27 protein-coding genes are annotated in these 25,631 nt (G+C 71.7%); 12 read left to right on the forward strand and 15 right to left on the reverse strand.

Translation table 11 applies throughout. The features are described from left to right. Nucleotides 1–33 precede the first annotated feature (33 nt). Both ACFWUY_RS11515 and ACFWUY_RS11520 read right to left on the reverse strand, forming a co-directional pair. Entirely contained in the window at nucleotides 34–789 is a 756-nt protein-coding gene (locus tag ACFWUY_RS11515) for a decaprenylphospho-beta-D-erythro-pentofuranosid-2-ulose 2-reductase (protein WP_384105609.1), read from the reverse strand. A 41-nt stretch (nucleotides 790–830) separates the two neighbouring features. Further along, nucleotides 831–2,219, reverse strand: coding sequence for an FAD-binding protein (locus ACFWUY_RS11520; RefSeq protein WP_384105612.1), 1,389 nt, complete (start codon nucleotides 2,217–2,219; stop codon nucleotides 831–833). A 128-nt stretch (nucleotides 2,220–2,347) separates the two neighbouring features. Here ACFWUY_RS11520 and ACFWUY_RS11525 point away from each other — a divergent pair, with 128 nt between their 5' ends. Then, a complete protein-coding gene (locus tag ACFWUY_RS11525) occupies nucleotides 2,348–3,274 on the forward strand; it encodes a YihY/virulence factor BrkB family protein (RefSeq protein ID WP_384105614.1) in 927 nt (308 codons plus the stop codon). Here ACFWUY_RS11525 and ACFWUY_RS11530 read toward each other — a convergent pair. Beyond that, nucleotides 3,183–4,466: a D-alanyl-D-alanine carboxypeptidase family protein gene (locus tag ACFWUY_RS11530; protein WP_384105616.1), complete on the reverse strand. Its 1,284-nt coding sequence runs from the start codon at nucleotides 4,464–4,466 to the stop codon at nucleotides 3,183–3,185. The genes ACFWUY_RS11525 and ACFWUY_RS11530 overlap by 92 nt on opposite strands. 109 nt (nucleotides 4,467–4,575) lie before the next feature. Between ACFWUY_RS11530 and ACFWUY_RS11535 the strand changes: the two genes are divergently transcribed. From ACFWUY_RS11535 to ACFWUY_RS11545, 3 genes are all read left to right on the forward strand, one after another. Next, nucleotides 4,576–4,821, forward strand: coding sequence for an SCO4848 family membrane protein (locus ACFWUY_RS11535; RefSeq protein WP_384105618.1), 246 nt, complete (start codon nucleotides 4,576–4,578; stop codon nucleotides 4,819–4,821). Between the two features lie 16 nt (nucleotides 4,822–4,837). Beyond that, a complete protein-coding gene (locus ACFWUY_RS11540) occupies nucleotides 4,838–6,163 on the forward strand; it encodes a metallophosphoesterase (RefSeq protein ID WP_384105620.1) in 1,326 nt (441 codons plus the stop codon). 192 nt (nucleotides 6,164–6,355) lie between these two features. Further along, nucleotides 6,356–7,909, forward strand: a complete 1,554-nt coding sequence (locus ACFWUY_RS11545) for an ABC transporter substrate-binding protein (RefSeq protein WP_384105623.1) — start codon at nucleotides 6,356–6,358, stop codon at nucleotides 7,907–7,909. A gap of 70 nt (nucleotides 7,910–7,979) precedes the next feature. Here the strand turns inward: ACFWUY_RS11545 and ACFWUY_RS11550 are convergent, their stop codons facing one another. From ACFWUY_RS11550 to ACFWUY_RS11565, 4 genes are all read right to left on the reverse strand, one after another. Then, a complete protein-coding gene (locus tag ACFWUY_RS11550) occupies nucleotides 7,980–8,777 on the reverse strand; it encodes a TetR family transcriptional regulator (RefSeq protein ID WP_384105626.1) in 798 nt (265 codons plus the stop codon). A 10-nt stretch (nucleotides 8,778–8,787) separates the two neighbouring features. Next, entirely contained in the window at nucleotides 8,788–9,225 is a 438-nt protein-coding gene (locus tag ACFWUY_RS11555; RefSeq protein ID WP_384105629.1) for a thiol-disulfide oxidoreductase DCC family protein, read from the reverse strand. A gap of 6 nt (nucleotides 9,226–9,231) precedes the next feature. Then, on the reverse strand, nucleotides 9,232–9,666 hold the full coding sequence (locus tag ACFWUY_RS11560; protein WP_073809832.1) for a hypothetical protein: 435 nt from the start codon (nucleotides 9,664–9,666) through the stop codon (nucleotides 9,232–9,234). A 95-nt stretch (nucleotides 9,667–9,761) separates the two neighbouring features. Further along, complete coding sequence (locus tag ACFWUY_RS11565) at nucleotides 9,762–10,994, reverse strand: MFS transporter (protein ID WP_384105632.1); 1,233 nt, start codon at nucleotides 10,992–10,994, stop codon at nucleotides 9,762–9,764. Nucleotides 10,995–11,079: 85 nt separating this feature from the next. On the opposite strand from ACFWUY_RS11565, the gene ACFWUY_RS11570 reads away from it, so the two are divergent. After that, nucleotides 11,080–11,664 (forward strand): MarR family winged helix-turn-helix transcriptional regulator, encoded by a 585-nt coding sequence (locus tag ACFWUY_RS11570; protein ID WP_384105635.1) that lies wholly within the window; start codon nucleotides 11,080–11,082, stop codon nucleotides 11,662–11,664. 26 nt (nucleotides 11,665–11,690) lie between these two features. On the opposite strand, the gene ACFWUY_RS11575 is transcribed toward ACFWUY_RS11570, so the two are convergent. The 6 genes from ACFWUY_RS11575 to ACFWUY_RS11600 form a co-directional block, all read right to left on the reverse strand. Continuing rightward, on the reverse strand, nucleotides 11,691–12,197 hold the full coding sequence (locus ACFWUY_RS11575) for a hypothetical protein (RefSeq protein WP_384105638.1): 507 nt from the start codon (nucleotides 12,195–12,197) through the stop codon (nucleotides 11,691–11,693). Nucleotides 12,198–12,294: 97 nt separating this feature from the next. Then, complete coding sequence (locus tag ACFWUY_RS11580; RefSeq protein WP_062752578.1) at nucleotides 12,295–13,053, reverse strand: succinate dehydrogenase iron-sulfur subunit; 759 nt, start codon at nucleotides 13,051–13,053, stop codon at nucleotides 12,295–12,297. Then, a complete protein-coding gene (gene sdhA / locus ACFWUY_RS11585; protein WP_384105641.1) occupies nucleotides 13,053–14,807 on the reverse strand; it encodes a succinate dehydrogenase flavoprotein subunit in 1,755 nt (584 codons plus the stop codon). Before sdhA ends, ACFWUY_RS11580 begins: the two co-directional genes overlap by 1 nt. 25 nt (nucleotides 14,808–14,832) lie before the next feature. Continuing rightward, nucleotides 14,833–15,306, reverse strand: coding sequence for a succinate dehydrogenase hydrophobic membrane anchor subunit (locus ACFWUY_RS11590; RefSeq protein ID WP_384105644.1), 474 nt, complete (start codon nucleotides 15,304–15,306; stop codon nucleotides 14,833–14,835). Between the two features lie 8 nt (nucleotides 15,307–15,314). Beyond that, nucleotides 15,315–15,695, reverse strand: a complete 381-nt coding sequence (gene sdhC / locus ACFWUY_RS11595; RefSeq protein ID WP_189948009.1) for a succinate dehydrogenase, cytochrome b556 subunit — start codon at nucleotides 15,693–15,695, stop codon at nucleotides 15,315–15,317. Between the two features lie 192 nt (nucleotides 15,696–15,887). Continuing rightward, a complete protein-coding gene (locus ACFWUY_RS11600) occupies nucleotides 15,888–16,532 on the reverse strand; it encodes a 2-oxo-4-hydroxy-4-carboxy-5-ureidoimidazoline decarboxylase (RefSeq protein ID WP_384105648.1) in 645 nt (214 codons plus the stop codon). Nucleotides 16,533–16,669: 137 nt separating this feature from the next. On the opposite strand from ACFWUY_RS11600, the gene ACFWUY_RS11605 reads away from it, so the two are divergent. The 4 genes from ACFWUY_RS11605 to ACFWUY_RS11620 all read left to right on the forward strand — a co-directional run bounded on the left by ACFWUY_RS11605 (nucleotide 16,670) and on the right by ACFWUY_RS11620 (nucleotide 19,699). Further along, complete coding sequence (locus tag ACFWUY_RS11605) at nucleotides 16,670–18,298, forward strand: glycoside hydrolase family 20 protein (protein WP_384105651.1); 1,629 nt, start codon at nucleotides 16,670–16,672, stop codon at nucleotides 18,296–18,298. Between the two features lie 45 nt (nucleotides 18,299–18,343). After that, nucleotides 18,344–18,574, forward strand: coding sequence for an antitoxin (locus ACFWUY_RS11610; protein ID WP_384105654.1), 231 nt, complete (start codon nucleotides 18,344–18,346; stop codon nucleotides 18,572–18,574). Then, on the forward strand, nucleotides 18,571–18,993 hold the full coding sequence (locus tag ACFWUY_RS11615; RefSeq protein WP_384105657.1) for a type II toxin-antitoxin system VapC family toxin: 423 nt from the start codon (nucleotides 18,571–18,573) through the stop codon (nucleotides 18,991–18,993). Before ACFWUY_RS11610 ends, ACFWUY_RS11615 begins: the two co-directional genes overlap by 4 nt. 127 nt (nucleotides 18,994–19,120) lie before the next feature. Beyond that, entirely contained in the window at nucleotides 19,121–19,699 is a 579-nt protein-coding gene (locus tag ACFWUY_RS11620; RefSeq protein ID WP_384105659.1) for a hypothetical protein, read from the forward strand. A gap of 23 nt (nucleotides 19,700–19,722) precedes the next feature. Here the strand turns inward: ACFWUY_RS11620 and ACFWUY_RS11625 are convergent, their stop codons facing one another. Next, entirely contained in the window at nucleotides 19,723–20,460 is a 738-nt protein-coding gene (locus tag ACFWUY_RS11625; RefSeq protein WP_384105662.1) for a Clp protease N-terminal domain-containing protein, read from the reverse strand. Nucleotides 20,461–20,886: 426 nt separating this feature from the next. Between ACFWUY_RS11625 and ACFWUY_RS11630 the strand changes: the two genes are divergently transcribed. Beyond that, nucleotides 20,887–21,576: an RNA polymerase sigma factor gene (locus ACFWUY_RS11630; protein WP_384105665.1), complete on the forward strand. Its 690-nt coding sequence runs from the start codon at nucleotides 20,887–20,889 to the stop codon at nucleotides 21,574–21,576. Then, nucleotides 21,576–22,721 carry a hypothetical protein gene (locus ACFWUY_RS11635; RefSeq protein ID WP_384105667.1) on the forward strand — a complete coding sequence of 382 codons (1,146 nt, stop codon included), beginning with the start codon at nucleotides 21,576–21,578 and terminating at the stop codon, nucleotides 22,719–22,721. The genes ACFWUY_RS11630 and ACFWUY_RS11635 overlap by 1 nt, the downstream gene beginning before the upstream one ends. Before the next feature lie 155 nt (nucleotides 22,722–22,876). Here the strand turns inward: ACFWUY_RS11635 and ACFWUY_RS11640 are convergent, their stop codons facing one another. Beyond that, on the reverse strand, nucleotides 22,877–23,803 hold the full coding sequence (locus ACFWUY_RS11640; protein WP_384105670.1) for a peptidoglycan-binding protein: 927 nt from the start codon (nucleotides 23,801–23,803) through the stop codon (nucleotides 22,877–22,879). Between the two features lie 202 nt (nucleotides 23,804–24,005). Here ACFWUY_RS11640 and ACFWUY_RS11645 point away from each other — a divergent pair, with 202 nt between their 5' ends. After that, nucleotides 24,006–25,586: a methylmalonyl-CoA mutase gene (locus ACFWUY_RS11645; RefSeq protein WP_384105672.1), complete on the forward strand. Its 1,581-nt coding sequence runs from the start codon at nucleotides 24,006–24,008 to the stop codon at nucleotides 25,584–25,586. Nucleotides 25,587–25,631: the final 45 nt, after the last annotated feature.

Consider the following 25,631-nt stretch of genomic DNA (forward strand, 5'->3'; position numbering starts at 1 on the left):
AGCCCCGCTCCGGCAGCCACCGGAGCGGCCCGCTCACACCGGCAGCCGCCGGAACAGCGGCCTCGGGACGTGCCGTACCGCCGTCATCACCATCCGTAGCGCCCCCGGCACCCACACCGTCTCCGAGCGGCGCCGCAGCCCCAGTTCGATGGCGCCCGCGACCGCCTCCGGCGTCGTCGCGAGCGGTGCCTCGGCCCGCCCCGCCGTCATCTTCGAACGCACGAATCCGGGCCGTACGACCATGACGTGCACGCCGGTGCCGTGCAGCGCGTCCCCGAGGCCCTGGGCGAAGGCGTCGAGCCCGGCTTTCGACGAGCCGTAGATGAAGTCGGCGCGGCGGGCCCGTTCGCCCGCCACCGAGGAGAGCACCACGAGCGAACCGTGCCCCTGCGCCTGGAGCGCGCCCGCGCACACCAGGCCGGCCGAGACGGCACCGGTGTAGTTGGTCCGGACGACGCGGACCGCGGCGACCGGGTCGGACTCGTCCCGCGCCTGGTCGCCGAGGACCCCGAAGGCCAGCAGCACCATGTCGATGTCGCCCTCGGTGAAGATCTTGCCGAGCCGTTCCTCGTGGGACTCGGTGTCGAGCGCGTCGAAGGGGACGGTCCGCACGTCGGCGCCGAGCGCGCGCAGGGAGTCGGCGGCGGCGGTGAGGGCGGGGGAGGGCCGTCCGGCGAGCCAGACGGTACGGGTGCGCCGGGCGATCAGCCGCCGGGCGGTGGCGAGCCCGATCTCGGAGGTGCCGCCGAGGACGAGCAGGGACTGCGGGGCGCCGAACGCGTCCTTCACGGGGGCTCCTAGGGGGTGTTTTGCCGACTTCACGGGGGTTCCTAGAGGCCGAGGCGGCGGGAGAGGTCCGAGGTGTGGACGGACCGGGGGTCGAGTTCGGCGCGCAGGGACCGGAACGCGCCGAGCCGCGGGTACATCGCGGCCAGCGTCTCCGGCCGTACCCGGGAGTCCTCGGCGAGACAGACCCGGCCGCCCGCGCCCGCGACCTCCTCGTCGAGCGTGTCGAGGAAGGCCCCGAGCCCGGGGAGACCGGTGGGCAGGTCGAGGGAGAGCGCCCAGCCGGGGAGGGGGAAGGACAGCGGTCCCGGGCCGGCCGCGCCGAAGCGGCGGAGGGTGACGTGGAAGACGGGGTGTCCGCGGTCCGCGATCCGCCGCACCACCGTCCGCAGTGCCTCCTCCCGCCCGTACGGGACGACGAACCGGTACGGGACGAGGCCCTCGGGTCCGTGGATCCGGTTCCAGTGCGGGATGCCGTCGAGGGGGTGGAGGAGGAGGGGGTGCAGGAGGGAGCCGAGCGGCCGGAGACGGCCGGTGCTCTCGTGGGCCGTGCGGTACCGCAGCTCGTGGAGGAGCCCGACGGTGGTGCGGCCGAGCAGCCCGCCGGGGACGTACGGCGGCGGGGCGGGCAGCCGTCCCGGCCGGAAGTCGAGCGGTGCGCGCCGGGCCCGGTGGCGGCGGGGCAGCGCGTCGTACGGGACGTGGTCGCCGCGGGTGAGGACGGCTCGGCCGGTGGCGGCGCCCCGGGCGAGCGGGTCGATCCGGGCGACGGAGTAGCGGTACCGGTGGTCGGTGGAGGCGAGCCGGTCCATCAGGTCGTCGAGGTCGCCGGCGCGTTCGGTGTCCACGGAGACGAGGGAGGTCTCGACGGGCAGCAGCCGCAGGGTGGCGGAGAGGATCACCCCGGTCAGGCCCATGCCGCCGGTGGTGGCGTCGAAGAGCGGGGTGCCGGGCAGCACGGTCCGGACGGCGCCGTCGGCGGTGAGGATCCGGAGCGCGGTGACGTGCCGGCCGAAGGAGCCGGAGGCCGGGTGGTTCGTGCCGTGGACGTCGGCCGCGACGGCGCCGCCGACGGTGACGTACCGGGTGCCGGGGACGACCGGCGGGAACCAGCCGAGCGGCAGCAGAGCCTCCGTCAGCCGGTGCAGACTGACGCCCGCCTCGCAGACGGCGAGTCCCGCGGTGGCGTCGACGGCGAGGATCCGGTCGAGGCCGGTCATGTCGAGGACGGTGCCGCCGGCGTTCTGGGCGGCGTCCCCGTACGCGCGGCCGAGGCCGCGGGCGATCGCGCCGCGGGCTCCGGAGGCGCGGACGGCCTCGGCCGCCTCGGCGTCGCCGCGGGGCCGGTACACGCGCGCGAGGGTCGGGGCGGTGCGCCCCCAGCCGCTGAGCTCTACGCAGTCGTCGTCAAGGACGTGGGTCTCGACAGCCATGGAGGTGACGGTATAGCCGACTCTGTCGCTTATGTCGGTATTGCTTGGCGGTTCGGCGAAATGGGTGATTAACAGAGTTTCAGGAAAGCGTCCCGGGCCGTCACCCTGATCGGGGGTAGGGGTACGCCATGGACTGGCTGACCAAGCTCCCCGTCATCGGCCCCTGGGTGGCCCGCCTCATGCGCACCCATGCCTGGCGCGCGTACGAGAACCTCGACGAGGTCCACTGGAGCCGGCTCGCCGCCGCGATCACCTTCCTCTCCTTCCTGGCCCTCTTCCCGCTGATCACCCTGGCCGCCGCGATCGGCGCCGCACTCCTCTCCCAGGAGCAGCTCGACCGGATCGAGGAGAAGATCGCCGACCAGGTCCCGGGGATCTCCGAGCAGCTCGACATCGGCGGCCTGGTCGCCAACGCGGGCACCGTCGGACTCGTCGCCGGCGCCCTCCTCCTCGTCACCGGCATCGGCTGGGTCGGCTCCATGCGGGACTGCCTGCGCGCGGTGTGGAAGCTCGACGACGTGGACGAGGGCAACCCGGTCCTGCTCAAGGGCAAGGACGCGCTCGTCCTGGTCGGCTTCGGTGGTGTCGCCGTCGGCTCGCTCGCCGCGTCCTGGCTCGGCTCCACCGCCGTCGGCTGGAGCGCGGAACAGGTCGGCGTCTCCGGCGAAGGGGCGGGCGGAGTCCTCCTCCAGGCCGCCGCCGTACTCGTCGCCGTCGCCGCCGACTTCCTGATCCTGCTGTACGTGCTGACGCTGCTGCCCGGCGTGCACCCGCCCCGCCGCGCGCTCGTGATCGCGGCGCTCATGGGGGCCGTCGGCTTCGAACTGCTCAAACTGCTGCTCGGCGGCTACATGAGGGACGTCGCGGGGAAGTCGATGTACGGGGCGTTCGGCGTCCCGATCGCCCTGATGCTCTGGATCAACTTCACCGCGAAGCTGCTGCTGTTCTGCGCCGCCTGGACCGCTACGGGTTCACACCGGGATCCGGCTGGGAAGGATCCAGCTGGGAGTGGCGACGACGTCCCGCCGACGCGGCCAGCGGCCAGCGGCGGTTGACCAGGAAGACGGCACCGGCGAGGAGCACGAGCACCCCGCCCGCCACGGCGAGCGCGATCCCCACGCCGCCGGACTTCTCCGCGGCGGCCGCCCGGACGGTGTCCGCCGGGGCGTTCTCGCCGGGGGCGGGTGCCGAACCGTCGACCGGGACCGCCGTCTCCGTACGGGCGGAGCGCGGCGGCACCAGTTCGCCGACCGGGGTCACCTTCCCGGCGGCGGCGAAGCCCCAGTCGAGCAGCCGGGCGGTCTCGCGGTAGACCGCGTGCTGCTCCTTCGACGACGGGTTCATCACGGTGACGAGCAGGACCTTGCCGTTCCGCTCCGCGACCCCGGTGAAGGTGGCGCCCGCGTGCGTGGTGTTGCCGTTCTTGACCCCGGCGATGCCCTGGTACGGGGCGACGCCGAAGTCGCCGGTGAGGAGCCGGTTGGTGTTCTGGATCTCGAAGGTCTCGCGCTTCTTCATGCCCGGCTTCAGCTCGCCGGGGAAGACGGCCCGGGGCGTGGCGGCGTACGCGCGGAAGTCCGGATTCTGCATGCCGTTGCGGGCGATGAGCGTCAGGTCGTACGCGGAGGAGACCTGGCCGGGGGCGTCGTAACCGTCCGGGGAGACCACGCGCGTGTCGAGCGCCTGGAGCTCGGCCGCGTGGTCGTTCATGTCCTTCACGGTCTGGCGGAGGCCGTTGTTCATGTTCGTCAGGACGTGCACGGCGTCGTTGCCGGAGCGGAGGAAGACGCCGAGCCACAGGTCGTGGACGCTGTAGGTCTGCTTCTCCTTGATGCCGACGAGGCTGGAGCCCGCTCCTATCCCGGCGAGGTCGGCGGTGGTGACGAGGTGGTTCTGCGTCTTGGGGAACTTCGGCAGCAGCGTGTCCGCGAAGAGCATCTTGAGGGTGGAGGCCGGGGCGAGCGGCCAGTGCGCGTTGTGCGCGGCGAGGACCTCGCCGCTCTCCGCGTCCGCGACGATCCAGGAGCGGCCGGAGAGTTCCTTCGGCAGGACCGGGGCGCCGGGGCGCAGCTTCACCTGGGTGCCGGGGAGGCCGAGCAGGGGGCCGCCGAGCGAGGACATCGCGGCGGGGGGCTTGGGCTGCTTGTCCTTCTCGTCCTTGGTGTCCGCATGGGCGGGCACGGTGGTGGCGAGCGACAGGAGCACGGCAGCGGCGACCGCCCAAGCGGTCTTCTTCGAAGCAGGCACGATCGTGAACGTACAGGTACGGAAGAGGGATCCGAACCCCGGCTGGCGCTCCACCACCGCTCCACCACCCGGACGCGGGTCCGGGGAGGCGCGCGGTGATACTGGGGCCATGAAGCTCAGCCGCCGCGTCTCCTGGTTCCTGCTCGCGTTCGGGGTCTGGAGCTGGTTCATCTGGATCACCTTCGTCAAGAACCTCTGGAACGACGGGAGCGGCCTCGCCTTCGACGGCGCGGGCGACCCGACGGCCTACTTCTGGGTTCATCTGCTGCTCGCCGTCACGTCCTTTGTCCTGGGGACGGTGATCGGAGTGCTCGGGTTCCGTGGGGTGCGCGCCGCGCGCCGCTCGAACGGTTAGAAGAGGAGTTCGGGGCGTGGTCGTCAACCTGTTGATCCTGATCGTGGTGCTCGCGCTGCTCGGCGCGGTCCACTGGTACGTGTGGCGGCGCCTCGTGCGCGACGTCACGGCGCGCGGGGGCCTGCCGCGCCGCCTGGGCACGGCCGCCGTGGTGGTGCTGCCCCTGCTCTCGTTCGCGGCCCTGTTCTCCCCGAGCGTCGGAGCCCCCTTCGGGTTCCAGCAGGTGGTCGCCTGGCCGGGCTACCTGTGGCTCGCCCTGCTCCTGTACGTGACGCTGGCCCTGGCCGTCGGCGAGGCCGTCCGCCCCGTCCTGCGCGGCCGGCTCGCCCGCCGGGACGCGCGGGCCGCGGTGCCGGCGACGGCCGCCGCGCCGTCGGCCGCCTCCGTGCCGGTGCCGGTACGGGAGCCCGTGTCCGCCGCCGGGACACCCGCCGCGCCGGGAAGGCCGACGGAGCTGACGGAGCCGGTCGGCCCGGCGCCCGCCGCCGTGGACACCGCCGACACCCCCGCCGAGGTCTCCCGCCGGCTGTTCGTCTCCCGGGTCGTCGGCGGCGCCGCCGCCGCCGTCGCCGCCGGGACCGTGGGCTACGGCACGTACGGCGTGCTGCGCGGCCCCCGGATCAAGCGGGTCACCGTCCCGCTCGCCAAGGTGCCGCGCGCCGCGCACGGCTACCGGATCGCCGTCGTGTCCGACATCCACCTCGGGCCGATCCTGGGCCGCGCCCACACCCAGCGCATCGTGGACGCGATCAACTCGACCCAGCCCGATCTGATCGCGGTCGTCGGCGACCTCGTCGACGGCACCGTCGAGAACCTCGGCCCCGCCGCCGAGCCGCTCGCCCGGCTCCGCGCCCGGCACGGCTCGTTCTTCGTGACCGGCAACCACGAGTACTTCTCGGGCGCCGACGCCTGGGTCGACCACGTCCGCGAGCTCGGTCTGCGCCCGCTGCGCAACGAGCGCCTGGAGATCGCGGCGGGCTTCGACCTCGCCGGGGTCGACGACATCGCGGGGGAGAGCGAGGGGCAGGGGCCGGACTTCGCACGGGCCCTCGGCGACCGCGACCGGGCCCGCGCCGCGGTCCTCCTCGCGCACCAGCCGGTCGTCGTCCACGACGCGGTGCGCCACGGTGTGGACCTCCAGCTCTCCGGCCACACCCACGGCGGCCAGCTCTGGCCCGGCAACTACCTCGCCGAACTGGCCAACCCGACGGTCGCGGGGCTCGAACGGTACGGCGACACCCAGCTGTACGTCTCTCGGGGCGCGGGCGCCTGGGGACCGCCGGTGCGGGTCGGGGCGCCCTCCGACATCACCGTCGTCGAACTCGCCTCGAAACAGGCGTGACCGGGACGGCGCCACTCCCTGCTCGAAGACCGATACGTGCTGCTCATCGGCTTAAATTCGCATTTCCCGGACATATGTATGTGATGTGAAGGTTTTTCCTTCCCCTCGTGAAGACCGTGTGATCAGATGTCCGCATCGCGACGTTTTCGGGGGCCGTCGCAGCTGGGGTGGACGAATAAAGGAAGCACGGCAATGCGGTCGACGGTCCGTCTGCGGATCCTCATCACGTGTGGAGTACTGGTGGCCGCCGGAGTGGGGGGCTGGCAACTCCTGCCCTCCGACGGCGGCCGGACCGATCCGATCAGTGTCGGCACGACCGACGCGGTTACTTCACTGGACCCGGCCGGCGCGTACGACGCCGGTTCCTGGGCCCTCTACAGCAACGTTTTCCAGTCCCTGCTGACGTTCAGGCCGGGGTCCACGACCCCGGTGCCGGACGCGGCGGAGAGCTGCAAGTTCGTGGGCGCCGCGCTCACGACGTACCGGTGCACGCTCCGCGACGACCTCACCTTCTCCAACGGGCGCAAGGTGACCGTCGAGGACGTCACGTACTCCTTCGAGCGGATGCTGCGCATCAAGACGGACGTCGGACCGAAGGCCCTCTTCCCGACCCTGAAGCACGTCTCGGCCGCGGGCCGTACCGTCACCTTCCACCTGAGCGGCCGGGACGCCACGTTCCCGCTGAAGGTGGCCACGGGCGCCGGTTCGATCGTCGACAAGGACCTGTACCCGGCCGACAGGCTGCGTGAGGGCTTCGCGGTGGACGGCTCGGGGCCGTACGTCCTCAAGGAGTACAAGGAGGGCGAGTCCGCGCTCCTCGAGCCCAACTCGTCGTACCGGGGCGCGGTCACGAAGACCGGCGGCCCGGTCCTCGTGAAGTACTTCGGCCAGTCGGCGGAGCTCGCCGCCGCCTGGAAGACGAAGGACGTCGTGGTGACGCACCGGCAGCTCCCGCCCGCGTTCATCTCGACCCTGGAGGCCGGCGACGGGACGCGGGTCACCGAGGCGGAGAGCGCCGAGATCCGCAACCTCAACTTCAACGTCCGGCCCGGCTCGCCCATGGCCGACAAGGCCGTACGGCAGGCCGTCGCCGCCGTCCTCGACCGGCCGGCGATCACCACCGGCGCCTACAAGGGCACGGTCGAGCCGCTGTACTCCCTCATCCCGCAGGGCTTCGTCGGGCACAGCACGGCCTTCTACGACGTCGACCCGGAGCCGAGCGCCAAGAAGGCGAAGAAGCTCCTGAAGGACGCCGGCGTCGAGACCCCGGTGAAGTTCACCTTCGGCTATCGCGAGGACGCCACCTACGCCGCCGAGACCGCCGAGATCAAGCGGCAGCTGGAGGAGACCGGTCTCTTCGAGGTCGAGGCCGTCGAGGTGAAGTGGACGGAGTTCCAGAAGGCGTACGCGAAGGGCACCTACGACGCGTACACCGTCGGCTGGCTCCCCGACTTCCCCGACTCCGACAGCTTCACCGCACCGCTCGTCGGCACCGGGAACACCCTGCACAACGGGTTCTCCAGCAAGAGGATCGACGCCCTGATCGCCTCGACGCAGCAGTTCGGCGACCGGTCCCGGGCGACCTCCGACTTCAAGGCCATCCAGAGCGAGGTCGCCGCCGACGTCCCGCTCGTGCCCCTGTGGCAGAAGAAGGACTACGTCCTCGCCACGGAGGCGGTCGACGGCTCCCAGTACCTGACGGACGGCACGGGCATCTGGCGGCTGTGGGAACTCGGCTGGATCTGAGGCCTCTGTCCGGAAGGCAGGCCCTGGACCTCGCGCGGGGGCCTCACGAGGCAGACCTCGCGCGGGGGCCTCACACGGTCTTCGGCGGCTTCGGTTCCGTCCGCTTCTTGGGCTTCCCCGAGGCCGCCATCCCGGCCGCCGTCGGCATGAAGTCCGAAAGGAGTTCGTGCGTCTCCTTGACGAGCGGGCGGAGGACGCGGAAGCGGGAGAGCGAGATCGCCCGGGCGGTGACCGGTGCCAGTCGCTCCACGAGCCGGCGGCTGTTGGCGGCGCCCTCCGAGCGGTCGTACACCCAGAACAGCACCAGACCCATCTGCTGGAGCCAGAGCAACCGCGGGAGCGCCTCGGACAGTTCGGGGTCGGCCTTCACCGACGCGCCGGAGATGACCCGCCGGTGCACCTCGATCGCCGCCTCGCGCGGGCCCTCCGACTCGGGCGAGAACGGGCTGAGCGGACTGTCCGGGTCGGCGGCGTTCTTGAAGAACTGGGCCGCGAACTCGTGGTACGGCTCCGCGATGTCCAGCCAGCCGAGGTAGACCCCGCGGATCCGCGCCGTCAGGTCCTTCTCGCCACCGGTCAGGATGGGCTCGACGGCCGCCTGGTGCTCCTCGGCGATCCGGTCGTAGAAGCCCTGGACGAGGTGTTCCTTGGAGGAGAAGTAGTAGTACGCGTTGCCGACGGAGACCCCGGCCTCCTGCGCGATGGCCCTCATCGTCGTCTTGTCGTAACCGCGCTCCCTGAACAGCCGGAGCGCGGTTTCGAGGATGAGCGTGCGGGTCTGCTCGCTCTTCGGGGCCTTCTTGTCGTCGGCCTTCTTGTCCGAGGCCGGCTGCTCGTCGGCCTTCTTCTCTTCCTTCACGTCCTTCACGGTGCCGAGCCTAGCCGGGCGGACCGAGCACCTCGCAGTGCCCGTCCTCGCAGCGCCCGTCCTCGGCGACCGGTCCCTTGAGGGCCTCGCGCCACTTCGCCGCCGCCAGTACGGTCATCCGGGCGAAGGGCCGCCCCGCGGGGGTGGCGAGCCAGTGGGCCCTGGCCCGGTGGTCGGCGAGCGCCCAGAGGCAGACGATCCAGGCGGAGGTCTCCCGGTAGACCTGGCCCCGGTCCCCGACCACGGTGATCTCCCGCAGGGTGGCGGTGTGGTCGAGGTCCGGGAAGCGGCGCCTGGCCTCCTGCGACCCGGCCGGTACGAGGTCGAGCGGGACGAGCTGCCGCTGGCGCAGCAGCCAGTGCCTGAGGTGCACGCAGAGCGGGCAGTCGGCGTCGTACAGCACGGTCAGACGTCCCACGGGGGTCGTCGGCGCGGTCGGGGCCGTCACGGCGGGTCAGCCCTGAGGAGCGGGCGGGGCCCAGGGGCCGGCCTTGGGCGTGGTGGTCCAGCCCTGGGGGCCGACCGGCGGGACCTGTTCGCGTTCCATGACGCCGCGGCGGCGGATCTTGTTGAGGACGTAGACGTTCCCGAGGTGCATCACGCCGAGGACGAGCAGGACGACTCCGAGCTTCACGGAGAGGGCCTCGAAGAGCGCGCGGGCGTCGAGGACGGCCTCGTCCTGGCTGAGGTAGAGGGCGACGAAGCCGAAGTTGACGAGGTAGAAGCCGACCACCAGGAGGTGGTTGACCGCCTCGGCGAGCTTCTCGTTCCCGTGGAGGACGTCCGCGAGGAAGATCCTTCCGTTGCGGCTGAGCGTGCGCGCGACCCAGACGGTCAGGGCGACGCTGATCAGCAGGTAGACGATGTACGCGATGACAGTGAGGTCCATGCCCCACCCTCCCTTGAACGCGTTCAAAAGCTGGCAGTGATGACTGTAGGCCTCTCTTTGAACGTGTTCAAGTCCTGTGGGGCGAGGGGTGTCGGTCATGCCCGGCCGTCGGCCCCGAACCTCCGCACCCCCGGCACCAGCGCCGTCCCCAGGCAGCAGCCGCCCACCACCAGCGCGGCCGCGAGCAGTGGCACTTCGGGCCCCCAGGCGGAGGCCGCGAGCGGGGCCAGCGCGTACCCCAGGGGCATCGCCGCGAGGGAGAGCAGCCAGTCGTACGAGGTGACCCGGGCGAGCGCGTGGGCGGGCACCGCCCGCTGCACGGCGGTCTGCCACACGGGGGAGAGGAAGCCGAGCCCCGCCTGCGCGAGGCCATAGGCCGCGATCGTCAGCGGCGCGGGCGCGGCGACCGCGAGCAGGACCAGGGGCAGGGCGTACGTGGCGAGCCCCAGGTTGGCCGCGAGGACGGGCCGCCGGGGGCGGGCGCGGTCGGCGAGCAGCGCGCCGAGCAGGAAGCCGACGGCGCCGACCTGGAGCAGGAGGACCCAGGTCGTGCCGCCGCCGAGCCGCTGCACGGCGACGGCGGGGCCGAGGGTCATCAGAACGGCCGCGGCGCCGTTCCAGGCACTGTGGCCGATCAGGCTGGTCCAGTACCAGTCGCGGGAGCGGACCTCCCGCCAGCCCTCCAGGAGGTCGGAGCGCAGCGAGCGGCGCGGGATCGGCACCCGTTCCACCCGGACGGCCGTCAGGAGCAGTGCGCTGAGGGCGAAGGTGGCCGCGTCCAGGACGAACGCCCAGCCGGGCCCCACGGTCAGGACGAGGGCGCCCGCGAGCGCCGGGCCGCCGAGCCGGGTGGCGCTCTGGGCGACTCCCATCGCCGCGTTGGCGCGGTGCAGGGCGTCGGCCGGCACCGTGCCTTTGACCAGCGGTGACACGGTCGGCATCGCGAAGGCCCCGGCCGCGCCGCCGAGCGCCTCGGCCGCCGCGAGGACGGCGAGGCTCGGCGCGCCGCCGAGCAGCTGGACGCCGACGAGGAGTTGGGTGGCGCACCGTACGAGATCCGTGGTGAGCGCGACCGTGCGGGCGTCGAAGCGGTCGCCGACGACCCCGCCCAGCGGCAGCAGGAGCAGTTTGGGCACCATCGCGCAGCCGAGGACCAGGGCGAGCGCCGAGGTGGAGCCGGTGGCTTCGAGGACGGCGAGGGCGAGGGCGGCGGGGATGGCGGCGTCGCCCAGGAGGGAGAGGGCGCGGCCGGCGAAGAGCAGCCGGAAGGGGCGGGTGCGCAGGGGGTGGCGGACGGGCGGGGGCGCCGTGGTGGCGACAGCGGTCATGATCCGAGAGTATTTCGGTACCGAATGATTCGCTACCGAAATACTTTTTCGGGAGGTTCTCCCCGCGCCGACGTACGATCACCTCATGGAGCACCCCGAGGAACCGCGTACTCCGGAAGAACCGCGTACCCCCGGCCAAGCGCCCGCTCCCGGCGTGCCGCGCGACTGGACCGACGAGCACGTCGCCCGCTGGCAGCCCGTCCTGCCCGCCCTCGATCCCGTCGTCGAAGGCGCCGTCACCCGGATGAAGAAGCTCTCCGTCCACCTCCGCCGGGTCAGGGAGCAGTCCCTCCTCGATTTCGACCTGGAGCGCTACGAGTTCGACACGCTCCACAAGATCGCCGGGCGCGGCGGCAGCGCCGCCCCCTCCGAACTCGCCCAGGACCTCGACCTGGCCCCCGCCTCCGTCTCCGGCCGCCTCGACGCCCTGGAGAAGCGCGGCTTCGTCCGCCGCACCCGGTCCACGGACGACCGGCGCCGGGTCGTCGTCGAACTCACCGCCGCCGGCCACGAGACCTGGCTCGGCGCGATGGACGTCCTCGGCCACGAGGAGTACCGGCTGCTCGGGGTGCTCGCCCCCGAGGAGCGCGTCCTCCTCAACGACCTGCTGCGCCGGGTCATGGTCGAGGCGGAGTCCGCGGAGCCCGTCCGCCGCTCCTGGCACGGCTGAGACCGGGCGCGGGGACCGGCACGGAGTCAGATGCTGAGCTGTCGCGCGTAGTTGAGCTGCCCCATCACCCAGTGGATGGTGTCCGGCCGCATGGCGGGGATCATCGCCGAGTGGTACTTGCCCCCGCTGGTCACCGTGACCTGCACGAAGCCGGTCGTCCGCTGCTCCTTCATCAGCAGGAACAGCAGGCCGAGACCGCAGAACGCGACGAAGACGCACGCGAGGACGATCCCGGTCGTGGAGATCTTCTCCTCGTTCCGCGACATGTCCATCGCGTTCCAGACGGCGCCCTTCAGGGGCATGGCCCCGGCCGGCGTGATGATCTGGTCCCCGACGACGGTGATGTCACCGAGCACGAGCAGCGGCCCCCCGCCCTGCGGCGCCGGCGGATACGCCTGCGGCGGCACCGGCACCCCCTCGGGGAGCGTCGGCTGGTACGACGGGCTCTGCGGGTACCCGTACCCCGGCGTCCCGGCCTGCTGACCGGGGCCCCACTCGTAGTCGTCCGACTTGTAAGGGTTCGGCTCGCTCATCAGTCCCCGTCCTCCGCAAAGAAAAAAGCCCGCTCCTGCACGCCGCAGCGTACAGAAGCGGGCCTTGACGGCCGAACGGGACGTCAGAAACGGGACGTCAGAAGCGACGCGTGATCAGCGCGCGCTTCACTTCCTGGATGGCCTTCGTGACCTCGATGCCACGCGGGCACGCGTCGGTGCAGTTGAACGTCGTGCGGCAGCGCCACACGCCGTCCTTGTCGTTCAGGATCTCCAGGCGCTGCTCGCCCGCCTCGTCACGCGAGTCGAAGATGAAGCGGTGCGCGTTGACGATCGCGGCCGGGCCGAAGTACTGCCCGTCGTTCCAGAAGACCGGGCAGGACGACGTGCACGCGGCGCACAGGATGCACTTGGTGGTGTCGTCGAAGCGCTCGCGGTCCTCGGCGGACTGCAGGCGCTCGCGCGTCGGCTCGTTGCCCTTGGTGACCAGGAACGGCATGACGTCCCGGTACGCCTGGAAGAACGGCTCCATGTCCACGACGAGGTCCTTGAGGACCGTCAGGCCCTTGATGGCCTCGACCGTGATGGGCTTCTCGGGGTTGATGTCCTTGATCAGCGTCTTGCAGGCGAGCCTGTTCTTGCCGTTGATCCGCATCGCGTCCGAGCCGCAGATGCCGTGCGCGCACGAGCGACGGAAGGTCAGCGTGCCGTCGACGTCCCACTTGATCTTGTGGAGGGCGTCGAGCACACGCTCCTTCGGGTCGATCTCGATCTGGAAGTCCTCCCAGACCGCCGCGTCCGAGATCTCCGGGTTGAAGCGGCGGATCCGCATCGTGACCGTGATGTACGGGGAGGCGGCGGAGTCCTTCTCCACCTTGTCCAGTACGGGAGTAGCCATCAGTACTTACGCTCCATCGGCTGGTAGCGGGTCTGGACGACCGGCTTGTAGTCGAGACGGACGGTCTCGGAGCCGTCCTCGCCGACCTCGCGGTACGCCATGGTGTGGCGCATGAAGTTGACGTCGTCGCGGTTCGGGTAGTCCTCGCGGTAGTGACCGCCGCGGGACTCCTTGCGCGCCAGGGCCGAGACGGCCATGACCTCGGCCAGGTCGAGCAGGTTGCCCAGCTCGACGGCCTCCAGGAGGTCCGTGTTGAAGCGCTTGCCCTTGTCCTGGATGGACACGTTCAGGTAGCGCTCGCGCAGCTCGGCGATCTTCTCGACGGCCGTCTTGATGGTCTGCTCCGTACGGAACACCATCACGTTGGCGTCCATCGTCTCCTGGAGCTCGCGGCGGATGTCGGCCACCCGCTCGCTGCCCGTGGAGTTGCGCAGCCGCTCGACCTGCTCGGCGACGAACGCCGCCGGGTTCTCCGGCAGCTCCACGTAGTCGGACTTCGCGGAGTACTCGGCGGCGGCGATGCCGGCGCGCTTGCCGAAGACGTTGATGTCCAGGAGCGAGTTGGTGCCGAGGCGGTTGGCGCCGTGCACCGACACGCAGGCGACCTCGCCGGCCGCGTACAGGCCCGGGACGACCGTGGTGTTGTCGCTGAGGACCTCACCCTGGACGTTGGTCGGGATGCCGCCCATGGCGTAGTGCGCGGTGGGCTGGATCGGGATCGGGTCCGTGTACGGCTCGATGCCGAGGTACGTACGGGCGAACTCGGTGATGTCCGGGAGCTTGGCGTCGAGCTGCTCCGGCGGGAGGTGCGTCAGGTCCAGGTAGACGTGGTCGCCCTCGGGACCGCAGCCGCGGCCCTCGCGGATCTCCGTGTAGATGGAGCGGGAGACGACGTCACGGGACGCGAGGTCCTTCATGACCGGCGCGTACTTCTCCATGAAGCGCTCGCCGTCCTTGTTGCGCAGGATGCCGCCCTCACCGCGGGCGCCCTCCGTCAGGAGGATGCCCATGCGCCAGATGCCCGTCGGGTGGAACTGGAAGAACTCCATGTCCTCCAGGGGCAGACCGCGGCGGTAGCAGGCGGCCTGGCCGTCACCGGTCAGGGTGTGCGCGTTGGAGGTCACCTTGAAGAACTTGCCGGTGCCGCCGGACGCGTAGATCACGGCCTTGGCCTGGAAGATGTGGATCTCGCCGGTGGCCAGCTCGTACGCGACCACACCGGCGGACTTCTTGACGCCGTCGACCTCGGTGATCAGCTGGTCCAGGACGTAGAACTCGTTGAAGAACTCCACGCCCTCCTTGACGCAGTTCTGGTACAGCGTCTGGAGGATCATGTGGCCGGTGCGGTCCGCGGCGTAGCAGGACCGGCGGACCGGGGCCTCGCCGTGGTTGCGGGAGTGACCGCCGAAGCGGCGCTGGTCGATGGTGCCGTTCGGGGTCCGGTTGAAGGGCAGGCCCATCTTCTCCAGGTCGAGGACGGCGTCGATGGCCTCCTTCGCCAGGATCTCGGCGGCGTCCTGGTCGACCAGGTAGTCACCGCCCTTGACCGTGTCGAAGGTGTGCCACTCCCAGTTGTCCTCCTCCACGTTGGCGAGCGCGGCGGCCATGCCGCCCTGCGCGGCGCCCGTGTGGGAGCGGGTGGGGTAGAGCTTCGTCAGGACGGCGGTGCGGCTGCGCTTCGTCGACTCGATGGCGGCGCGCATGCCGGCGCCACCGGCGCCGACGATGACGGTGTCGTACTTGTGGATCTTCATGACGTGGATTACCTCAGCCCCGTGCCTAGCGGATGTTCGGGTCGAAGGTGAAGATCACCAGCGTGCCCAGAAGGATGGTGAACACCGTGGCGGTGTACAGCAGGCCCTTGAGCCACAGGCGCGTGTTGGCCCGCTCCGCGTAGTCGTTGATGACGGTACGGAGGCCGTTGGCGCCGTGCAGCATGGCGAGCCAGAGCATCAGCAGGTCCCAGACCTGCCAGAACGGGGACGCCCAGCGGCCGGCCACGAAGGCGAAGCCGATCTTGGAGACGCCGCCGTCCAGGAAGAGCTGGATCAGCAGGTGGCCGAGGACCAGGACGACCAGGACGATGCCCGAGAGGCGCATGAAGAGCCACGCGGCCATCTCGAAGTTGCCACGGGTCGCCCTGGGCGTCTTGCCGGTGCGCTTGCGGGGAGCCTCGATGTACGGCGCGGGGTTGTCCACGTCGTACTGGGCGCTGCCCTCGACGGGACCGATCGCGGAGGTGTCAGTCGACATGTCTGGCGTCAGCTCCCGAACAGTTCACGTGCGGCGTGGCCGAGGACGGGGTAGATGGAGCCCGCCATCAGTACGACCCAGATGCCCACGACGGTCCAGAGCATCTGCTTCTGGTAGCGCGGGCCCTTGGACCAGAAGTCCACGGCGATGACCCGGAGGCCGTTCAGCGCGTGGAAGAGGATGGCTGCGACGAGGCCGTACTCCAGAAGAGCGACGATCGGCGTCTTGTAGGTCGCGACGACCTCGTCGTACGCCTCGGGGGAGACGCGGACGAGAGCGGTGTCCAGCACGTGTACGAACAGGAAGAAGAAGATGAGGACGCCGGTGACTCGATGAGCCACCCAGCTCCACATTCCTTCCCGGCCGCGGTACAGCGTTCCAGCCGGCACGGAAAAACCCTCCGGGAGCGGGGATCAGGGTCGGCCGGCTTCTCTGTCGGTCTGACCCGGCCGGGTACGGTCCACCGGCCCCGGTCATCGTAGCGACGACTTGTCGGTTCGCTCGCGCGGGGTCCATCGGTGTGATCAAACAGGCACGGACGGACTATCGCACAGGCCGGAATCGCCGTATTCCGGACGGAATCACGGTCCGGTGTGTCGGGCTGTGAGCGCCTCGGAGAGCCGGAAGGCCAGCCGGGCGCGGGCGAGCCGCCTCAGTTCCTCGGCGGCGATCACCCGTTCTTCCTCCGCTTCGTTGCCGAGACGTGACCGAATGCCTGCCAATACCTGGTCGAGCCGCTCCCCGGGGCGCACTCCGTCGAGACTGATCACGAACGCGTGTCCGAAGCTGCTCTCGTACGCGGCATGGGCGGCCCGCAGCGCGGTCCGGGCGGCCGGAGGGGCGTCCGGGGGCGGCAGGGCGGGGGCCTCGGCGGCCAGGGCCTCGTCGAGGTCGGCGCGGGACAGGTCGTACCCCGCCTCGTCGGCGGCGGCGAGGAGCGCGTCCACGGTCGGGTACGGACGGTGCGCCGTCACCCGTTCGGCCCAGCGGCGGCTGTGGCAGCAGGAGAGCAGCAACGCCTCGGCCTCGGCGGGCGCGGCGGCGTTGAGACGGGCCAGGCCGCGGACGGACCCGTGGGGTGCCGGACCCTTGTTCTGGCCGGGTATGGCGGGAGCGGCGGGGGTGGCAGACGTGTCCGTGGAGCCCGGCTTCCGGCAGGGCGCGTGGGTGTCGCTGGTCAGCGTGGGCTCCGGTACTCCGGGACGGTTGGGGTAGGCGTGACTCAACGTTATCGACGGGACGAGGGAAGTGTCCGACGGATGCGCGAATTTCACCCGGAAGGGAGAGTTTCGGAACAAGTGACGGAAGGTCCGGCTCCGTTCCCCCGATTGGCCGGACCGCCCGCCGTACGGGAGGATTCCGAATGATGCGGTACTCCATACGGGGGTCCCACCGGGGCCCCGCTCTCCTGGCGACCGCGGTGGCACTGGTCACCGTGGCGGCCTGCTCCAACGGCGCTCCCGTGGGAGCGCCCACGCCCCCCTCCGCGCCGTCCGGCGGCACGTCCGCGAGCGCCGCGCCCACCAGCGCGCCGCCCAGCCCGACGCCCACGCCGACCCGGACCTACCCGCTCTCCACCGCGCCCCGGACCGTCCCAGCCGTCCGCGACCACGAGGCCGCCCGCGGCCCCGGCTGGAAGCCCGCGCCGACGGGCGGGGTCGTCGTCGCCGCGAACAGCGCGGGCCTCGCCGACGAGGGAAGGCTGCTCGCCGGGGAGCTCGGCATCCCGTACCGGGGCGCCGTCGCCGCCGAGCCCGGGGACGTCGAGCTCGCCCTCGGGGCGAAGGGCGGTGCCCCCGAGTCGTACACCCTCAGCGTCCGCGACAACCGGGTCCGGATCAGCGGCCCCGACGAGGCCGGCGTCTTCTACGGCACCCGCACCCTCAAGCAGTCGGTGAAGTCGACCGGCGCCATGCCCGAGGGCACCGTCACCGACCGGCCCGCGAAGCCGCAGCGCGGACTGAACCTCGACATCGCCCGCAAGTTCTTCACCGCGGAGTGGATCGAGGCCCGGCTCCGGGAGATGGCCGACCTCAAGCTCAACCAGTTCGGCCTGCACTTCTCCGACGACCAGGGCTTCCGGATCGCCTCGGACACCCACCCCGAGATCGTCTCGGCCGAGCACCTCACCAAGGCCGAGGTCCGCCGGATCCTCGCCCTCGCCCAAACCCTGCACATCACCGTCGTGCCCGAGATCGACTCGCCGGGACACCTCGGCGCCGTCCTGCGCGCCCACCCGGACCTCCAGCTGCGCAACGTCCAGGGGACCCCGCGCCAGGGCGCGATCGACATCTCCAAGCCCGCCTCCGCGCGGCTCGTCGACGAGCTGCTGCGTGAGTACGCCGCCCTCTTCCCCGGCGGCTGGTTCCACGTCGGCGCCGACGAGTACCAGGCGCTGACCGTCCGCTCCCCGGAGACCTCCTACCCGCAGCTGGCCACGGCCGCCCGCCAGAAGTACGGCGCCCAGGCGCGCGTCCAGGACCTGGCGGAGGGCTGGCTGAACGACCGCGCGGCGGTGGTGCGCGGCACCGGCAAGACGGCGAAGGCCTGGAACGACGGCTTCTTCCGGGGCGGGGTCGTCAACGCGGACAAGGGCATCGAGGTCGAGTACTGGACCGGCAAGGAGATCGGGGCCCGGCCGCCGGCCGAGTACCTGGCCGAGGGCCGCAAGGTGGTGAACCTCAACGACGAGTACCTCTACTACGTCCTCGGCGAACCGAACCAGTTCACGTACCCCACCGGCCGCCGCATCTACGAGCAGTGGACACCGCTCGTCCTGCGCGGCACCACCCCCGTCCCCGCGCGGTACGACTCCCAGATCCTCGGCGCCCGCTTCGCGGTCTGGTGCGACCTGTCCCGCTCGCAGACGCAGGCACAGGTGGCGGAGGGCATCCGGATGCCCCTGACGGCACTCGCGCAGAAGGTCTGGGACCCGGCGAAACCGACCCTGACCTGGGAGCAGTTCCGGACCCTGGCGACGAAGGTGCGCTGAGGGAATCTGCTAGCAGAGTGCTGGCGATGCGGCTAAAGTTGTCGCATGGCCACTCTCTACGTGCGGGACCTGTCCGAGGAAGCGCTGACCGAGCTGAAGATAAGGGCTGCCCGCAACAGGCAGTCTCTTCAGGCGTACGCGAGGACCCTGCTGGAGCAGGAAGCGGCGACGCCGTCGCTGGACGATGTGATCGCGCGGATCCAGGATCGGGTTACGGCGCGGCTCTCCACCGAGGACGTGCTCCACGAGATCGACCGGGGAAGGCGGCGCGAGTGATCGTCGTGGACGCCGGGGCGCTGGTCATGCTGCTCTCCGACGCGGGGCCGGTCGGCGCGGCGCTGAGGGAGCGGGTGAAGGAGGAGCGACTGCTCGCCCCCTATCTGGTGGATGTCGAGGTGACGTCCGCGCTCCTGGGCAGACACCGCGGCGGCAAGCTGACCGGCCGCGAGCTGGATGACGCCTGCGCGGCGTTCGCGGAACTTCCGCTGCGCAGGTCGGAGCACCTGTTCCTGCTGCCGCGCGTGCGTGAGCTGCACGCGAATCTCAGCGCGTGCGACGCCGTGTACGTGGCGCTGGCCGAGGGGTACGACGTGCCGCTGGTCACGAGTGACGACAGGGTCAAGGACGGGGCGCGCGCCACCCGGGCCAAGTGTCCGGTGGAGGTCTTCAACGAGAAGACCCATGGGGCGCCGTAGGCGGCTGTCCGGCCTCTATGCAGCGCGCCGCGCCACTGGCATGATTCCGGCCGCGCAGTGACGAAAAAGCGCCCCTCGGCGCAGTAGTGGAAGTACTGCGTCCGCATCGGGTGGCGAGGAGGCGTCCATGACGTCGGGGAACGGCCGGAGCCTGCTGGAACTGATCGACGGGGCCGACGAGCGGGGGCTGGCCGCGGCCGGCCTCGCCTGCCTCGACCGCTGCCTCCCGCTGCTCGCCGGCGACCGCGGCGACGCCCTGCGGCCCGTGTGGGCGGCCGTCGCGCGCGGCGACGGGAGCGCCTGGGGCGAGACCGTCGCCAAGGTCCGCGTCGCACTGGACGTCGACGGTGCGGAGGAATCCGGCGGTACGGAAGGCTCCGGGGCCGTACGCGGGATGCTGGCCGCCGCGCCGGAGGCCTGGACCGCCGGGGACCTCCGCGTCTGGGCCCACGCCTGCTCCGCCACCGCCCTCGCCCTGCACGGCCGGTACGACGCCGCCGAGGTGACCGACGGCCTCGTCGAGCGCTGCCGGGGCGGGGACGCGGACGGCGCGGGCCCGCTGCTCGCCGGGGAGCTCCGCCGCCAGCAGGCCGTCCTCGAAGCGGTCGCCCACGGCCCGACCGGTCTGCGCCGGGCCCGTGAACTCTCCGTCGAGGGCGGCCGGGTGCTGCGCGCGGTCGTCTCGCGCCGGGCCCGCACCGTCTAGGCGTATTGATCAAGACCGCTTGATCAGGACTGCGGTGCCTCGATCGTCGCCGAGGCGATGGTCTCGGCGATCTGCCGCTCCGCCGTGGCCTTGTCGAGCCCGAGGCCGGTGAGCACGCCCGTACCGTCCTCGTGCTCCAGGAGCGCGAGCAGGATGTGCTCGGTGCCGACGTAGTTGTGGCCGAGGCGCAGGGCCTCGCGGAACGTCAGCTCCAGGACCTTCTTCGCCGCCGCGTCGTACGGGACGAGGGTGGGCGGCTCGTCGACGGCCGGCGGCAGGGTCGCGGCGGCGGCCTCGCGGACCTGGTCGAGGGTCACGCCCCGGGAGGTGATCCAGAGCGCCGCGAGCCCCTCGGGTTCGGCGAGCAGGCCGAGCACGAGGTGGGCCGGGGTGATCTCGGCGTTGCCGACGGCCGTGGCCTCGTTCTGGGACGCCATGACGACGTTCCTGGCCCGGGGGGTGAAGCGGTTGAACCCGGCGTTCGGGTCCGTCTTCTCGGCGTCGGGGTCCTTGGGGACGAAACGCTTCTGGGCCGCCTGGCGGGTGACGCCCATGCTGCGGCCGATGTCGGTCCAGGAGGCGCCGGAGCGCCGGGCCTGGTCCACGAAGTGGCCGATGAGGTGGTCGGCGACGTCACCGAGGTGGTCCGCCGCGATGACCGCGCCGGAGAGCTGCTCCAGGGCGTCGGGGTGGACCTTCTTGATCGCTTCGATGAGTTCGTCGAGACGGACGGGAACGTTCGGAACGACTGGATTCGTCATGAGTGCAACCCTAGGTTGACACTCCTTCACTGTCAACCGTCAGTTGACAGTGGAGAGGGCGCACCGCTCCCCGGCGGGAAGAGGATGCGAAAAGGCGCCGAAAAGGCCCGGGAAATGGGAGACGACCGGGGCCGCCACCCCCCACAGGAGAGGCCCCGGTCGTCGTCCACGGAGCCGCAGCACGGCTCCGTACTCCATTCAGCGCCGGGGCTGCGTTTTCTGTCACACCGCCCCGCGCCCGCGCGCGGACCGCGATCCGCGCACTCCTCGCGCGCCTCCCCCGAAGGTTGCAAGTTGCACAAAGACCCCGGATCGCGTGGACGCGGTGCCGGGACACGACGTAGCGTGCAGATGCGCGAGGCGGCGTGGGCGGTGGTGACCAGCCGCGATGAAGCGACGACGCGACCGACGAACAGGGTTTGGGGAGTGCTGGGGGACGACGCGGAGCTGACGGCCGCGGTGCTCGCTGCGCAGGACGGGGACGAAGGCGCCTTCCGTACTGTGTATCGCGCCGTGCATCCACGGTTGCTCGGCTACATACGCACACTGGTCGGCGACGCCGACGCCGAGGACGTCGCCTCGGAGTCCTGGCTCCAGATCGCCCGCGACCTCGACCGCTTCGACGGCGACGCCGACCGGTTCCGCGGCTGGGCCGCCCGGATCGCCCGCAACCGCGCCCTCGACCACATAAGGATGCGCGGCAGGCGCCCCGCCGTCGGCGCCGACGAGGCCGAACTCGCCGAGCGGCCCGCCGCGTCCGACACCGCGGGCGAGGCCCTCGAAGCCCTCGCCACCGGCCACACCATGCGGCTGATCTCCCAGCTTCCCCAGGACCAGGCCGAGGCCGTCGTCCTGCGCGTCGTCGTCGGCCTGGACGCCAAGAGCGCCGCCGACACTTTGGGGAAACGCCCCGGCGCCGTCCGCACGGCCGCCCACCGCGGCCTCAAGAAGCTCGCCGAACTCCTCGGCGTCGACGGAGAGACGGGCGGGGCGGACGGCACCGGCGAAGCCGTCACCGCGCTGGACGGCGTGCCTCCGCAGCGCGGGCGCGGGCCGGGGCCCGCCGCCCCCCGCGGTGTGACGCAATCACGTCCCCGTACGCAGAAGGACATGTGATGGCCGACGAGCGGTACCAGTGGCTCGACCAGGAGGCCGCGGAGCGGCTGCTCCGCGGCGAGCCGGTCGACGCCGTCGACGACCACGCGCGCGCGCAGGCCGGACGCCTCGCCGAAGCCCTCGAAGCGGCCCGTACCCCGGTCGTCCCCCCGGCCCGGCCCGGCGAACTGCCGGGCGAGGCCGCCGCGCTCGCCGCCTTCCGGCAGGCCGCCGCCGGGCGCGCCGCCGTCGGCGCCTCCGCGGTGACCGGGACGCGGGGCCGCACCGTCCACGCCGACCTCGGCCGGGTGCGGCTCACGCAGACCGCCCCGCCGGCACGCCGCTGGGGACGCTCCGTGCGGTACGGACTCGCCGCGGCGGTCGCCGCCGTCACCGTCGGCGGGGTCGCCGTCGCCGCTGGAACAGGTGTGCTGCCACTGGTGGGTCCGGCGCCCGCCAGCTCCGTCACGGCGGGGGAGACCGCCGCCCCGCTGGTCTCGAAGGAGCCCGGCATACGCGAGGACCCCGAGGCACCCCCGACGGATCCGGGCACCAGCGGTGAACCCGCACCGGGGACGACCCCCACCGCCGGCACCGCCGCACCGCCCACCGGAGGCCCGGACGGGCCCGGGACGGGCACCCGGGACCCGGGTACCCCGCAGCCCGGCAGGACCACGGCGGGCCCGGGCGCGGGTACGGGCTCCGGCGGTACGGGAACGGGTTCCGGCGGCACGACCGAGGCCCCGGGGACGGAGACCTCCCTGGCGAAGGCCGTCAAGGCCTGCCGGGAGTACCGGTCGGGAAGGCTCGACGCCACCGGCCGGAAGCAGCTCACGAACAGCCTGCGCGGCGGCGAGACCCTGCGCCGCTACTGCGACCGGATCCTCGGCGGCGCCACGGGCGCGCCCGAGGGCGGCGCCGAGGGCGACGGCACGGGCGGCTCCGGCAGCGGCTCCGAGGACGACCCCAAGGACGACTCCGAAGGCGACGGCAGGAACGACGACCGGACCCGGGACCAGCGCGACGGCGCACCGGACGACGAGCGTGGCGGCTCCGTCGGTGACCGCGCCGGGAACGGCGGCCGGGACCACCACGGCACCGCCCCGCTCTCCGCGGAACTGCCCCTCGGGATCGCCGTCACCGCACGCGTTCCGCTCGCGGTGTAACACTTCTCGGCCCGTCGGCGCAGTATGGAGTGAGCCGACTGGTCATCGGCCGCGCGTGAGCCGGGGTTCCCCCCGTACCTACGGCTCCGCGCACCCGGCGCGGGTGGGACACGTTCCCCCGGTCCCACCCGCGCCCTCTCTTCTTCCCTCCCGGTTCACCAGTGGACGACGACCTTGTCGCCGACCTTCACCTGGTCGAAGAGGGTCGCGAGCTTGGCCCGGTCCCGGACGTTGACGCAGCCGTGCGAGGCCCCGTCGTAGCCGCGGGCCGCGAAGTCCGCCGAGTAGTGCACCGCCTGGCCGCCGCTGAAGAACATCGCGTACGGCATCGGCGTGTGGTAGATCGTCGACGTCCACTCGCGGGCCTTCCAGCCCACGTTGAACGTGCCCTCCCTGGTCGGGGTGTTCTCCGAACCGAAGCGGACGTCCATCGACGAGACGACCCTGCCGTCGATCATCCAGGCGAGGGTCCGGCTCTCCTTGCTGATGCAGAGCACCCGGCCGGTCATGCACCGGGCGTCGGGGGTGTCCAGCTTGTTGGTGGTCGACGGCTTCAGCTCGTCGGCGGTCGGCTTCCGGCTCGCGCCGAGCAGCTTCCGCCAGGTCGCCTCGTCGACCCAGCCCGTTCCCGGCAGGCCCTGCTTCTTCTGGAAGGCCTTGACCGAACCGGCCGTCATCGTCCCGTAGAAACCGGTGGGCGCCCGGTCGAAGTGGCCGAGCTGCCGCAGCCGCGCCTGGAGCTCACGGACCTGCTCGCTCTCGTCCCCGTCGCGCATCATGACCTCGGGGCCCGGGGCCTCCGTGGTCGGCGCGGCCCCGGTGGTCGACGCCTCGCTGGTCGGCGTCGTCCCGGGGCTCGGCGCCTCCGTGGTCGGGGTGGCGGGTGCGGTCGACGTGGCGGACGGGGAAGGCGCCTTGCCGTCCCCGGTCGGGGCGGCGGTCGTCGGTGCCTTCGCCGGGCTCGCCGAGCCGCCTCCCGAGCCGCCTGCGGAGCCGGTCGCCTGGGCCGTACAGGCGGTCGCGAGGGCCACCGAGGCCGCTGCCAGTACCGCTCTGCGTATGACGGAAGAAGACCGCTTCATCGTTGCCCCCCGGGACGTGTCGTATGTACGTAGGGATGCTTTCCACGCGTGTGCGGTTGCGCGCCGGAACCACGGACCGCGCATGCTGTGAGGAAGGTCCCAGCGTGCTGCTCTCCACCCCCCGGACGCCCGCCGCTACAGTCCGTCGCGAGAGTCGGTACCGCTGAGTAACCAGTCGGCACACCTATGGGAGGCACCACGCATGGCGCGCGAGACGGAGTCGGGACTGCCCATCGAGCCGGTCTACGGACCGGGCGCCCTGGACGGGTGGGATCCCGCCGAGAAGCTGGGCGAGCCGGGCGAGTACCCCTTCACGCGCGGCGTGTACCCGTCGATGTACACCGGCCGGCCCTGGACGATGCGCCAGTACGCCGGCTTCGGCACGGCGGTGGAGTCCAACGCCCGCTACAAGCAGCTGATCGCGAACGGCACGACGGGCCTGTCGGTCGCCTTCGACCTGCCGACCCAGATGGGCCACGACTCGGACGCGCCGATCGCGCACGGCGAGGTCGGCAAGGTCGGCGTCGCGATCGACTCGGTCGACGACATGCGGATCCTGTTCGACGGCATCCCGCTGGACAAGGTCTCCACGTCGATGACGATCAACGCCCCCGGCGCCCTCCTGCTGCTCCTCTACCAACTGGTCGGCGAGGAGCAGGGCGTGCCGGCCGACAGGCTGACCGGCACGATCCAGAACGACGTGCTCAAGGAGTACATCGCCCGCGGCACGTACATCTTCCCGCCGAAGCCCTCGCTGCGGCTGATCGCGGACATCTTCAAGTACTGCAGGGCCGAGATCCCGAAGTGGAACACCATCTCGATCTCCGGCTACCACATGGCCGAGGCCGGGGCCTCGCCCGCGCAGGAGATCGCGTTCACCCTCGCCGACGGCATCGAGTACGTGCGGACGGCCGTCGCGGCGGGCATGGACGTCGACGACTTCGCCCCGCGGCTCTCCTTCTTCTTCGTGGCCCGCACGACGATCCTCGAAGAGGTCGCGAAGTTCCGGGCGGCCCGCCGGATCTGGGCCCGGGTGATGAGGGAGGAGTTCGGCGCGAAGAACCCCAAGTCGCTGATGCTCCGCTTCCACACCCAGACCGCCGGCGTCCAGCTCACCGCCCAGCAGCCCGAGGTCAACCTGGTGCGCGTCGCCGTGCAGGGCCTGGCGGCCGTCCTCGGCGGCACGCAGTCGCTGCACACCAACTCCTTCGACGAGGCCATCGCCCTGCCGACGGACAAGTCCGCCCGCCTCGCCCTGCGCACCCAGCAGGTCCTCGCGTACGAGACGGACGTGACGGCCACCGTCGACCCCTTCGCCGGCTCCTACGTCGTCGAGAGCATGACCGACGACGTCGAGGCCGCGGCCCTGGCGCTGATGGACCGGGTCGAGGAGATGGGCGGCGCGGTCGCCGCGATCGAGCGCGGCTTCCAGAAGGGCGAGATCGAGCGCTCGGCGTACCGGATCGCGCAGGAGACCGACAGCGGCGAGCGGGTCGTCGTCGGCGTCAACCGCTACACGGTCGACGTCGAGGAGCCCTACGAGCCGCTGCGCGTCGACCCGGCGATCGAGGCCCAGCAGGCCGAACGCCTCGCGCGGCTGCGGGCCGAGCGCGACAAGACGGCCGTGGACGCGGCGCTCGCCGCGCTGAAGAAGGCCGCCGAGGGCACGGACAACGTCCTCTACCCGATGAAGGACGCCCTCAAGGCCCGGGCCACGGTCGGCGAGGTCTGCGACGCGCTGCGGGAGGTCTGGGGCACGTACGTCCCGACCGACGCGTTCTGATCTTCCGGCATACGGAATCCCGAGGCGGATCGTCGCACCCGTGTG

This window comes from Streptomyces sp. NPDC058664, from assembly GCF_042716635.1.
Classification (GTDB): Bacteria; Actinomycetota; Actinomycetes; order Streptomycetales; family Streptomycetaceae; genus Streptomyces.

Coding starts and splice junctions, on each gene's coding strand:
- ACFWUY_RS11620 (WP_384105659.1), top strand. CDS start 19,121: ATGACGTCGGGGAACGGCCGGAGCCTGCTGGAACTGATCGACGGGGCC.
- ACFWUY_RS11520 (WP_384105612.1), bottom strand. CDS start 2,219: ATGGCTGTCGAGACCCACGTCCTTGACGACGACTGCGTAGAGCTCAGC.
- ACFWUY_RS11535 (WP_384105618.1), top strand. CDS start 4,576: ATGAAGCTCAGCCGCCGCGTCTCCTGGTTCCTGCTCGCGTTCGGGGTC.
- ACFWUY_RS11645 (WP_384105672.1), top strand. CDS start 24,006: ATGGCGCGCGAGACGGAGTCGGGACTGCCCATCGAGCCGGTCTACGGA.
- sdhA (WP_384105641.1), bottom strand. CDS start 14,807: ATGAAGATCCACAAGTACGACACCGTCATCGTCGGCGCCGGTGGCGCC.
- ACFWUY_RS11575 (WP_384105638.1), bottom strand. CDS start 12,197: ATGAGCGAGCCGAACCCTTACAAGTCGGACGACTACGAGTGGGGCCCC.
- ACFWUY_RS11545 (WP_384105623.1), top strand. CDS start 6,356: ATGCGGTCGACGGTCCGTCTGCGGATCCTCATCACGTGTGGAGTACTG.
- ACFWUY_RS11525 (WP_384105614.1), top strand. CDS start 2,348: ATGGACTGGCTGACCAAGCTCCCCGTCATCGGCCCCTGGGTGGCCCGC.
- ACFWUY_RS11560 (WP_073809832.1), bottom strand. CDS start 9,666: ATGGACCTCACTGTCATCGCGTACATCGTCTACCTGCTGATCAGCGTC.
- ACFWUY_RS11605 (WP_384105651.1), top strand. CDS start 16,670: ATGATGCGGTACTCCATACGGGGGTCCCACCGGGGCCCCGCTCTCCTG.
- ACFWUY_RS11565 (WP_384105632.1), bottom strand. CDS start 10,994: ATGACCGCTGTCGCCACCACGGCGCCCCCGCCCGTCCGCCACCCCCTG.
- ACFWUY_RS11590 (WP_384105644.1), bottom strand. CDS start 15,306: ATGTCGACTGACACCTCCGCGATCGGTCCCGTCGAGGGCAGCGCCCAG.
- ACFWUY_RS11640 (WP_384105670.1), bottom strand. CDS start 23,803: ATGAAGCGGTCTTCTTCCGTCATACGCAGAGCGGTACTGGCAGCGGCC.
- ACFWUY_RS11625 (WP_384105662.1), bottom strand. CDS start 20,460: ATGACGAATCCAGTCGTTCCGAACGTTCCCGTCCGTCTCGACGAACTC.
- ACFWUY_RS11635 (WP_384105667.1), top strand. CDS start 21,576: ATGGCCGACGAGCGGTACCAGTGGCTCGACCAGGAGGCCGCGGAGCGG.
- ACFWUY_RS11610 (WP_384105654.1), top strand. CDS start 18,344: ATGGCCACTCTCTACGTGCGGGACCTGTCCGAGGAAGCGCTGACCGAG.
- ACFWUY_RS11570 (WP_384105635.1), top strand. CDS start 11,080: ATGGAGCACCCCGAGGAACCGCGTACTCCGGAAGAACCGCGTACCCCC.
- ACFWUY_RS11580 (WP_062752578.1), bottom strand. CDS start 13,053: ATGGCTACTCCCGTACTGGACAAGGTGGAGAAGGACTCCGCCGCCTCC.